Annotated in this window: 11 protein-coding genes and 1 tRNA gene; 2 read left to right on the plus strand and 10 right to left on the minus strand. The window is 36.5% G+C overall.

Annotation, left to right across the window (positions count from 1 at the left end; translation table 11 throughout):
• Positions 1–8 precede the first annotated feature (8 nt).
• The 9 genes from K1X56_07165 to K1X56_07205 all read right to left on the minus strand — a co-directional run bounded on the left by K1X56_07165 (position 9) and on the right by K1X56_07205 (position 6,765).
• Positions 9–818 (minus strand): hypothetical protein, encoded by an 810-nt coding sequence (locus K1X56_07165; GenBank protein ID MBX7094481.1) that lies wholly within the window; start codon positions 816–818, stop codon positions 9–11.
• An 18-nt stretch (positions 819–836) separates the two neighbouring features.
• Positions 837–1,160 (minus strand): hypothetical protein, encoded by a 324-nt coding sequence (locus K1X56_07170; GenBank protein MBX7094482.1) that lies wholly within the window; start codon positions 1,158–1,160, stop codon positions 837–839.
• A gap of 51 nt (positions 1,161–1,211) precedes the next feature.
• Positions 1,212–1,496, minus strand: coding sequence for a hydrolase (locus K1X56_07175; protein ID MBX7094483.1), 285 nt, complete (start codon positions 1,494–1,496; stop codon positions 1,212–1,214).
• Between the two features lies 1 nt (position 1,497).
• On the minus strand, positions 1,498–2,139 hold the full coding sequence (locus tag K1X56_07180; GenBank protein ID MBX7094484.1) for a hypothetical protein: 642 nt from the start codon (positions 2,137–2,139) through the stop codon (positions 1,498–1,500).
• 54 nt (positions 2,140–2,193) lie between these two features.
• Positions 2,194–2,976 carry a hypothetical protein gene (locus K1X56_07185; protein MBX7094485.1) on the minus strand — a complete coding sequence of 261 codons (783 nt, stop codon included), beginning with the start codon at positions 2,974–2,976 and terminating at the stop codon, positions 2,194–2,196.
• 213 nt (positions 2,977–3,189) lie between these two features.
• Positions 3,190–3,945 carry a LytTR family DNA-binding domain-containing protein gene (locus tag K1X56_07190; protein ID MBX7094486.1) on the minus strand — a complete coding sequence of 252 codons (756 nt, stop codon included), beginning with the start codon at positions 3,943–3,945 and terminating at the stop codon, positions 3,190–3,192.
• On the minus strand, positions 3,942–4,973 hold the full coding sequence (locus K1X56_07195) for a histidine kinase (GenBank protein ID MBX7094487.1): 1,032 nt from the start codon (positions 4,971–4,973) through the stop codon (positions 3,942–3,944). Before K1X56_07195 ends, K1X56_07190 begins: the two co-directional genes overlap by 4 nt.
• Positions 4,974–5,002: 29 nt before the next feature.
• Positions 5,003–5,884, minus strand: a complete 882-nt coding sequence (locus K1X56_07200) for a CPBP family intramembrane metalloprotease (GenBank protein MBX7094488.1) — start codon at positions 5,882–5,884, stop codon at positions 5,003–5,005.
• 665 nt (positions 5,885–6,549) lie between these two features.
• Entirely contained in the window at positions 6,550–6,765 is a 216-nt protein-coding gene (locus K1X56_07205; GenBank protein MBX7094489.1) for a hypothetical protein, read from the minus strand.
• A 149-nt stretch (positions 6,766–6,914) separates the two neighbouring features.
• On the opposite strand from K1X56_07205, the gene K1X56_07210 reads away from it, so the two are divergent.
• A complete protein-coding gene (locus K1X56_07210; protein MBX7094490.1) occupies positions 6,915–8,081 on the plus strand; it encodes a Fic family protein in 1,167 nt (388 codons plus the stop codon).
• Positions 8,082–8,471: 390 nt separating this feature from the next.
• Here K1X56_07210 and K1X56_07215 read toward each other — a convergent pair.
• Positions 8,472–8,545 (minus strand) — tRNA-Arg (locus K1X56_07215).
• A gap of 397 nt (positions 8,546–8,942) precedes the next feature.
• On the opposite strand from K1X56_07215, the gene K1X56_07220 reads away from it, so the two are divergent.
• Positions 8,943–9,947 carry an IS110 family transposase gene (locus tag K1X56_07220; GenBank protein ID MBX7094491.1) on the plus strand — a complete coding sequence of 335 codons (1,005 nt, stop codon included), beginning with the start codon at positions 8,943–8,945 and terminating at the stop codon, positions 9,945–9,947.
• The last annotated feature ends 31 nt before the right edge of the window (positions 9,948–9,978 follow it).

Here is a 9,978-nt window from a genome sequence, read left to right on the forward strand (position 1 = left end):
TGCAACAATTACTTTTTTAGTTTCAGTTTATTTATTTTTTTTCTTTTTTTAAAAAGTTTTTTTTCGATTTTATAAGCATCCGATTCAGGATTGTTTTTTTCAATTTGAAGAGCAATGTTTTTAGGTGTAGTATGGAAAATTTCGTGAATGAAACAAAAATAATATAGCTCTCGCTTATTTTGATAGAGCATTTCCGGATGTTGCACGGGTTCAATTTTAATCGTATCAAGATTAAAATGCGCTATGTGCTCATTTTTTTTGTGGTCAAACAGCACCACATTTTCTTTTTTGATGCTGTAATTGCTGTCAAGACTATAATTTATTGATTCCGAAAAAATGGTTATGGTATTTTCCTGAAAAACCCAATTTGTATTTTTTCTCCTGTTTTTGACTTTTAAGTTAGAAGATTCCTGTATCAGGGAGTCGGATTGATTTTCACTGGGACCTGTTAAACCTGCCATTAAATAGTATTTGCCGGAATAATAGATGATGCCAACCTTAGGTTCAATTTCAATTGTTATTTTGGAAGAGCTGGTAATTAAATGTTCCAGGTATTTTCTTCCTGTTCTTGTCAATTGAAGCGTGCGCAGCAAGGTGTCTAATTCAGGGTCATTACAACCTTGAATGTTTAGTTTTCTTCTCGAAACCACTTTTACATGGATAGGCAAATGATCCTTTGAATAGACAAGGCCCTCTACTTTTTTTATTGAATAGTAAAATGGTACCTGTGAGTGTACATTTAAAATGATAAAATTGATTATTATAAAAAATATTATTTTTTGTGCCATTTTAACTGATTCATCACCATATAATTTCATCCATTGGCTAATTTAACCTTATGAAAAGTAAAAATTTCCTTTGTTTTGCTCGAACCAATTTTCACCATATACACGATTAATTTTTTTAATAACCCTTCTATTATTTCTTCGAATTCGGTTATTTAATTCACAACCGACACATTCAATTTTAAATCCGTAAATGAAGAGTGTGTTTTTCAGATTGGGACAAAATCTCCCATGCCAATAATAGGTTAATTCTTGTTTAGCTAATGAAACAGCCTTTTGGTTGGTACTATCCACCTGAGCATTGACGTCAGCGGCAATTTGAAAAAAGAGCCAAATGAAAATGGAATTAAGTAAGACTCCGGTTTTTTTGTTCATTCCCAAATTTAATTATGACAAAAGATAGCAAAAATCCACCGAAATAACCCACTAATCCTTAAAATAGTTCCATTCCGGATCTCTGATATCCAACTCATTGACCGGACGAACAAATTTCAGGAATTCTTTATTACATGCTCCAAATAGGTTGAAATTTCGTTGTGCATCTTTTAAGGAAATGTCATTGGCCCCTCCGGAATAGTTGGGATCTTCTGATTGTATCGGATCATCTTCCCAAAAGCAAATTTCGCAAGTGTTAAAATGACCTTTAGGAGAATCGCTTCTGCAGATGTAGCCACAACATGGGCAGGTCATTTTATACTTTTTTGGTTTCATACTATTTATATCCCAGTGTAGAACGAATGGAATCTTCAAATAAATAATTTTTTAGAGATCTTCTCAGGCTTTCCTTGATCTTCATGAAATTCTGGTACGGATAGAAAGCATAGGTGTTGATCCAGAAAATGTGATTCGCTGATTTATATACAAAATTTTGAGCATTTGGGAATAGTACAGGAACAGATCCATTACCGTTTTTCATTGCAGTAAAAAGTTGATTAATCGTTGACGTATCCTGGTGTTCATAACTCGTCACCGAAATTGTTTTATACACTATATCTTCCGGTGCGAAAAATTTATAATGGATAATATTCATTTTTACAAGATCGGAGTTTGTAGAACTGCCCTGAAATGCAACTTGTACTGCCGCATCAGTTTCCTCTTTGTTTATACTGCAAACAAATTCTTTTTTTATGGATGTAATGGTTGGTATAAAACGATTAATCTCCTCCAGGAATAAGGTTGTATCGAAAAAGGTCAACTGAACATCCGGTTCTGCGGGCTTCTCAGATAATGATGGATTTTCAGCTGTGCTGGATGGCTTAGGGTAATCTGATACCGCCTTTTGATTGCATGCACACCATAGAAAGGTAATGGATAACCAAAAACCGAATACTAATTTTAAAAAGGAATTTTCCATGTTAAGCATTCCTTGTTTTTTTATTCAAATTGTTTTTGCTGTTTATGATTCCATTTAATCCCCCCTCCTGAAATGAATCCAGGGATCATCTCCTTTGTACCAGGATCCCGGTGTAACGTGTAAATAGGGATGATCATACCAAAAATAATAATCCCGTTTTTTTCCGCTGGTTTTTATCCAATAGACATTTTTTTGACTTAAGGCCGTTACAAATTGCGCTTTGGTTATTTCAATGGAATCGGGCAGGGTATAGGGGAATTTCAATTCATAATGGGTACCGTAATCGTAATCATACTCGCGTTGCAAGTACCATTTGCCGGCCAGTTCGGGGTAGTTGACACGGTACTTTTTTAAAAAGCTTAAGGTACTATCGCTAAACTCCGTTTTTATGTAGGCTTCTTTTAGGTACTCCGGACCATAGGTTCCCGGCACATAGCGGTATAAGGTGTCGTTTCGTTGTTCCATCGGACAGGCGCTCGTATAATCCCCGAATTGGGTAACAATGTAACCGGTATCGATATTGAATTTAGAGCGCGTGATGATTTCCATTGGGTAATCGATTTGAAAGAGACTGTCCTTTTCAAAAACGAGATCGCCTTGACGGTAATATTCGAAGGGACCCTCTTCCCTTGCGATTAAATCATTTTGTTTTTTGAGATCAGGTTTGATAAAAGGTACATCTTTAACAATGGTACTTGCTACCAGTTTCCAATGACCTTCCACCTGCGGTACTGCCCAGTTCCCCCGAAGATCGTTGGATGCTGATATAGGATGATTATCCTTTTCCCGTGCCGAGCAACTCAGAAAAAGGAATAGAGGGAGGAGGTGTTTTAGCATGGATATAGATTAATCGAGTAGTGTAAAATAGGAAAAAGAATGTGGAGTTCCTAATATATACGCATCAATGAAGTAAAGTTACATTTCTGCTTGAATAATGGAATACTAATGATTTCTATTTTTCTTTTGTTGGGTAAATGGGGTACTTACATCTAGATTACATTTTTCCTTAATTTTCTAAATATGGTTAGATAGCGGTGTAATCAAAAGTCTTTATTTGTCCATCCAGGCTTTAAATTTTGTTGCACCTTCTCTACTAACAAAAACCGTAGTATTAAATTCCGGAATCAACTGCAGTTTTAGTTTTCCTTTGAACCACAATGTAATTTTAGATATGGCATTAACGCTAACAATCATTTGACGATTGATTCTATAGAATTGGTTAGGGTTTAACACAAGAATAAGCTCATCTAAGGTAAATTTTATGGCGTAGCGCTCTCCATTTTTTAATACAATGTAAGTTTCGTTATCCTTAAAGAAATAGGAGATATCTGCGGTTGGAATGATTAATAATTCATCTGCTTTGTTTACCAAAAATCGTTCTTTATAGGGTTGATGCTGCGAAAAAGACTTTAGATCCTGAATCAGATTATTGTATGAATAAGGAGCTCGGTTTATACACGACTTAAATTTCGTAATTGACTTTTCTATACTGCTCCTTGAGATGGGCTTTAGAATGTAATCAATACTGTTTATCTCGAAGGCTTTGATGGCGTATTCATCAAAAGCAGTTGTAAATACAATAGGGACTGATACGGCAACCGACTCAAAGATTTTAAAACTCAAATCATCGCTTAATTGAATGTCTAAAAAGATGAGATCAGGAAAATCATTTGTTTTAAACCATTGGATGGATTGTTCAACGCTCTGTAACCAGGATACGATGTAAATTGATGGATCAATTTCCATCAAGATGCATTTCAAGTTTTCAAAAGCGCTTTCTTCATCTTCTATTATTAATACATTCATCTTGTTATTTTCAATAAAGGTAGTTTAACCGAGAACAAGTTGTTCTTTTCGTTTATTTCAATGGATTTGTTGGTGAGAAAGCTATATTGCTCTCTTAAAATCTGCAGTCCTTTTTTTGTAGAATCCACATTATTCTTTCGGCTGATTGTATTTTCAACCACCAATGAATCTTCCTTTTGTTTAATGGTTAAATACAGAGGACATTCTTCGTCAATCCTATTGTGTTTGATAACATTTTCTAACAATAAGTGCAGTGAAATGGGGGGGAGTACATAATTGAAATCATTTACTTCAGTGGAGTAATTGAAGTTTTTACCGAAACGTTTTTTAAGTAAACGGGTGTAGCTTTCTGCAAATTGTATTTCTTCCATCAATGGGACAACCTCCGATTCAGTTGTTTTTAATATGTAGCGATACATGTCCGACATTTCTTTTAAAAATTCATTTGCAATCACTGGATCCTGCCGGATTAATCCAGATAATGTGTTCAGATTATTGAATAGAAAATGGGGATTTAACTGACTTTTTAAGGCTCGGTTCTGTAGTTCCAGTTCGTTTCGTTTTAAGCGTTCATTTTCTTCGTTTTCTAGTCTCCATCGCTTGAAAAAATGGAGACTGAACAAAAGGCTCATAATCATAATTCCTTTTAATAGACCTTCAAGTGTGGTGATAGTAAGCAGAAACCAATTGAATAAAGGAAATTCCGGATACTTGATAGTGACGTAAATACTCCTAAAGGTAAAATAGATACATTCGTTTAATAAAACAATTGCAGTTACGCCAAGGAGGAAAAATGGAATGTTCATCTTCCATCCTCTTATTAGCAACCGATCAAGAGTAAATTGAGAAAGCCACCAAATTACCCCAAATTGAATGGTAAAAATGAGCACGGCAATCCAATCGAAACCATAATCTGCATCGCTCATCATACTCATCATGTAAAATGTCGTGTAGTAGACCAATGCCACTAACGGGATGAATACCCAAGGGTAAATGCGAAAACTGTTGTTCTTGGTTGCCTTTGCCATGTGGTGTAAAGATAGATGTTGTTCCTTTTCTAGCTTAGTTTTTTATCGAAAAGCCCTTTTTTATGGGCAAGTCGCACAAGCAGGAAAACGGCTATTCCAATGAGCGGACCCGTAGCATAAAAAATGCCTGTTGGAATATCTTGAATTTCAATTCGAACCAAGGCCCCTAATTTCCAGTTTTCTATTGCTCCGCTAAAGGAAAAACCAAACCAATTGATGCCAGTGTGCACTCCAATGGCCAACCAAATGGAACTGGAATAATAGTAAATCCCGGACAAAGCATAAGAGACGATAAGCAAGTCTATCGCATAAGCAATATCGAATTCGCGAACAATAAAATGTCCCAAAGTAAAAACTAGGCCTATTAGTGTGAAAATAATGTGTGGATTAAGTTGTTTCCGTAGTGCTTCAATAGGAAAAGCGCGACAAGCCAATTCTTCAATGAAAGAATTCCAAATTAATACCCCAAAGAAATAATAGCTGTAATAAGCAATATATGCTGCTATGGAAACATTGTTGGGAATTAGCGAGACAAATTGGACCTTTCCTGCGCTTATACCCAGCACCAGGTATTCCAGTGCTAGCATCAACACGCCAGCCAAAAAACCAATGAAGAAATGCTTTAAAATTTTGGTTCTAAATCCGAGATCAGCGAGTGTGCTTTTGTGGAGGAATTTCTGTGCCAGGCCAATAATTGCAATCGTGCAAGTGCCAAAAAGAAAGAAGAAAAAGACGTTACCAAAATCAACCTTCATTTGAACATTATTGTCTTTCATCAAATCTACTCCAAACAGCAAAGCAAGCTGTACAATTGGAATCATGATAGCGATGGAGGCAACTACAACCAGGAAAACTGTTATCAGTTTTACGGATAGTTTCTTTTCATACTGTGTTCTGAATTTTTCGAGCATTGTGTTGAATTTAATTCAACAATCTTAATGCATAATTATAGTCTGGCGGAGCTAAAAATGGTTTAAGCCGCAGTATTTGGATGTGAAGCAGTAATAAAGGGCACTGAAATATTGATGGATTTCGATTTACGATTTATTGTAGCTGTTTCGGGCTTTGAGTAGGTCGGAAAAAGGTTACGAAAAGAAAAATAGCAAAAAAAATGGAAAGGGAGTTGGGTTAACCATTTTTAGTTGGTGACCCGGCTTACACAAAGGCCGTGTTATAGGTAGTGCAAAGCTACAGCATCTTAGTGGTATCATAAGACAAAGAAACACCTGTCACCTCCATATGCATAGCATTGGATAGAAAACCTGCTTTAAAAGCGAAGCAAAGAGCCAAAACAGCGCAATGAGTTTTAACCGAGCGAGACCGCCATTGTGCGGAATTAAATTCTATTAATAAAAGCTCCAGCAAAGGGATGAGTCACCTTGCAAAGTATGCAAAGCTCGATTGCTTTATTGCTAAGAAATAAAATTGATAAAGATGAATTGCATTTTACAGCAAAAAAGAATAGCGCTGATTGTAGTCATCCAAAACGCCCAAATTGGTCTAAAAAGGGTATTACCGCTTACGGACTACGCATAAAAGTAGTAGCGCAGCCTTGATTAAAGTACTGAACTTAATGCTAACCCGCCAAGCTGCGCAAAAATATTTTTAATAAATTTCTGTGATTAAAAATTTTTTGTGCAGCGTTGCTGCTAGGAAAAACAGAAAGTGAGTGTACCAAATGCGCTTTTACTTTTTTTGCGATGTTAGCTGCTGGCTTTTCTGTGTTCAAATGTGCTGCTGTAAAAACCTCAGTTTTCTTGTTCAATTCTGGCCAATAGTCGTCAATTGTCATAGGGACTAATGTGTAAATGTTAGTTGATATATTTGTTAATTGTGGTAAAATGGTGTATATTTGTAATCAATTGATATGTAGGGCTGTTTATATTTAAAGTGTTAATTGTTGATTTTAATATTGTTAAATCATCTTAGCAGGATTTTAAAATGTCAGAAGCGAAATTTTTACATTATGATCTAAAACTGGTAGAACCATCTTTTGGATCTTCTTTGACCGATTTAATCATCGAGTTAGACTATTTGCGCAAGAAACCTTTAGTGGGATCAACGCACCCAAAAGTTTTTTTTCAGTTGAAACGGATTTTTCATACTCTTGAAAGTATCGGGTCCGCAAGAATTGAAGGAAATAATACAACAGTTGCAGAATATATTGAAACAAAACTCACCGAAACTAAAAATATTGCTCCCAGCATAAAGGAAATTCAGAATATCGAAAAGGCAATGGCCTTTGTTGAGGAGAACGTAAATGACTATCCAATTAACAGAGCATTTTTAAGCGAGATGCATAAAATGATTGTGGAAGACTTGTTACCACCACCAAATGGCGAAGGCGATAATACGCCAGGTGAATATAGAAGAGTAAATTTGAAAATAAATAAATCCTTGCATATACCACCTGAGTGGTTACGTGTTGATGATTACATGAATGAGTTGATTGAATTTGTTAATAGGGAAGATAGTCCAAAATATGATTTGCTAAAGACTGCAATTGCTCACCATAGATTTGTTTGGATTCACCCTTACGGCAACGGCAATGGTCGGACTGTCCGGCTTTTTACATATGCAATGCTCGTAAAAACTGGATTTAACGTAAACGTTGGTAGAATAATAAATCCAACAGCGGTGTTCTGTAGCAACCGTAACGATTATTATTCCAATTTATCTGAAGCGGACAAGGGGACAGAAGAAGGCCTGATGATATGGATAGAATATGTTCTGAAAGGATTAAAGGAGGAGATTGAAAAAATTGATAAGTTGTTAGATAAGAATTTTCTCAGTAAAGAAATTTTAATTCCGGCAATAGGTCATGCGCTGGAACGTAAGTACATCACTGATGTCGAATCGAAAATTCTAAAAAAAGTAGTTGAACAGCAAGTTATTCAGGCTTCTGATATCAAAGAGTTCTTTCCTGGAAAGGTGGATGCAGAAGTATCAAGGCAAATTCGGAAATTAATTGATAAAAAAATGCTTGTGCATGAAAAAGAAGGCACAAGAAAGTATGTACTTCGATTTGATAATAGCTACCTTCTTCGAAGCATTATAAAATCTCTTGGTGAAAAGGGGTTTCTTCCTGTTCGAGACGAGATAGTTTAAAAGATATGGACTTGATTGCTGGCAGCTAACGTTTTCGGGCTTTGCGTTGCTGGGCTTTTGAAATTCCGCACTTTTGGGACTGAAGCCTTCCCTTATTTAGCTACATTCTAATTTAGAGTTTCTTTTGATTTGTTGATGTTATCCTGTTTTGGTGAGAAAAGCTTTTGTTCATTCGTTGAATTAATTTTTAATAAGAAATGAATCACCAAAATGATGCCTAAGTGGATAGAGTAGAATAGAACAGTCAAATGGTCAAGAGGCACTGCCAAAGTGGGTAGGAGCAGAAGAAAAAAGGGCAGTCACAAAACCAATTCCGGAAAAATGTGTGCAAAATGTGTGCAAATGAAAAAAGGAGCACTTTCGCACTCCTTTTAACTTGTTGATTTTTAGTGACCTCGTCAAGATTCAAACTTGAAACCTTCTGATCCGTAGTCAGATGCTCTATTCAGTTGAGCTACGAGGCCGGTTTTGAGGCTGCAAATATAGTATTTTATTTATTTCCCCCACAAAAAAATCCATATCCCCCTCCCAAAACCCATTTCCACCCCCCATCACTCCCCACACCCACACCCACACCCACACCCACACCCCACTACCCCCTTCCCACTACCTTTTTCCCATGTGTCCTTCTTTCAAAAATCCTTAGTGCCCTTTAGTTTGTATCGTGTTTAAATTTGAAGAATAATCACTTCCACAAGAAACAAGGGGAATCAATTAGTGTTAAAGGTTTTTAGGCCTATACTAAGATTATGACCCTTGTTTCTTTGAGTGACTGGACCAAATAGAAATTGAGGCTTACGACCTATTATCAAGGACTTAGTCAATGCACTCCTGTGGAAGCAAAACAAAAATATTATAATTATGAATCAAAAGTATTTTATTGGCATTGATGTTTCCAAAGGAAAGTTGGATTGTGCCGTAATTCTTTCAGACTACTCAATTGTTCTAGAGCGGGTGGTCAAAAACAATGATCAGAAGATTGCTGTTTTTTTGAAAGCTCTAATGAAAAAATTGAAGTTGGAGTCGACTTCTGTTCTTGTGTGCTGCGAGACAACAGGCATTTACAACAAGCCATTGATTCGTGTCTGTCATGAAATGGGTATTCCTCTTTGGGTTGAACACGCACTTAAAATCAAGCGTGCAGCCACAGATATGCGAGGTAAGTCAGACCGAAAGGATGCTTTGCGTATTGCAGAATATGCTATGCGGTATCAGGACAAAAAAGTGCTTCATGTGCTTTCCGATGAGAGCATTGAAATTCTTGACACCAACTGCAAAGCACGTCAATCCATCTTGGAGCAAAAGGTTGCCTTGGAAAACCAGTTGCGTGAAGCCAAATCACATGACCCACGCATGTACAAGCAACTCTCGGATTTATTCCGACCACTACTGAAAGCAATGAAAAAAAGCCTCAAGGATATTGATCAAAAAATTAACGACTGTATTGAACAGTGCCCTAGCATAGAGAAAAATGTTGAATTGATCCAAAGTGTTCCAGGTGTTGGCAAAGTAACCGCAATACAATTTGTAATCATTACCAATAACTTCAATAACTTTGAAAACGCAAAGCACCTGGCTTGCTATGCAGGAGTAGTACCATTCGCCAATGAATCCGGAACTATCATCAAACGACCCAGAATATCGAAAATGGCAAATCTCAAACTGAAAACACTACTCCACCTGGCAGCGATGGCGGCAATAAGAACAAAAACTGAACTCAAACATTATTACATCAGAAAAGTCAAAGAAGGAAAAAACAAAATGGCAGTAATCAACGCCGTAAGAAACAAGCTCGTACACCGTATCTGGGCCGTAATCGAAAGACAAGCACCCTATATGTACAAAGAAGAATTTTTATCAATGTGATAAAATCACTTGACTTTAAACATAGAAATCT

The sequence above is a fragment of the Flavobacteriales bacterium genome, from assembly GCA_019694795.1.
Taxonomy (GTDB): Bacteria; Bacteroidota; Bacteroidia; order Flavobacteriales_D; family UBA2798; genus UBA2798.

Bases quoted from the DNA above. Each gene is read 5' to 3' on its own strand.
- K1X56_07165 (MBX7094481.1), bottom strand. From the start codon at position 818: ATGAAATTATATGGTGATGAATCAGTTAAAATGGCACAAAAAATAATA.
- K1X56_07170 (MBX7094482.1), bottom strand. From the start codon at position 1,160: ATGAACAAAAAAACCGGAGTCTTACTTAATTCCATTTTCATTTGGCTC.
- K1X56_07175 (MBX7094483.1), bottom strand. From the start codon at position 1,496: ATGAAACCAAAAAAGTATAAAATGACCTGCCCATGTTGTGGCTACATC.
- K1X56_07180 (MBX7094484.1), bottom strand. From the start codon at position 2,139: ATGGAAAATTCCTTTTTAAAATTAGTATTCGGTTTTTGGTTATCCATT.
- K1X56_07185 (MBX7094485.1), bottom strand. From the start codon at position 2,976: ATGCTAAAACACCTCCTCCCTCTATTCCTTTTTCTGAGTTGCTCGGCA.
- K1X56_07190 (MBX7094486.1), bottom strand. From the start codon at position 3,945: ATGAATGTATTAATAATAGAAGATGAAGAAAGCGCTTTTGAAAACTTG.
- K1X56_07195 (MBX7094487.1), bottom strand. From the start codon at position 4,973: ATGGCAAAGGCAACCAAGAACAACAGTTTTCGCATTTACCCTTGGGTA.
- K1X56_07200 (MBX7094488.1), bottom strand. From the start codon at position 5,884: ATGCTCGAAAAATTCAGAACACAGTATGAAAAGAAACTATCCGTAAAA.
- K1X56_07205 (MBX7094489.1), bottom strand. From the start codon at position 6,765: ATGACAATTGACGACTATTGGCCAGAATTGAACAAGAAAACTGAGGTT.
- K1X56_07210 (MBX7094490.1), top strand. From the start codon at position 6,915: ATGTCAGAAGCGAAATTTTTACATTATGATCTAAAACTGGTAGAACCA.
- K1X56_07220 (MBX7094491.1), top strand. From the start codon at position 8,943: ATGAATCAAAAGTATTTTATTGGCATTGATGTTTCCAAAGGAAAGTTG.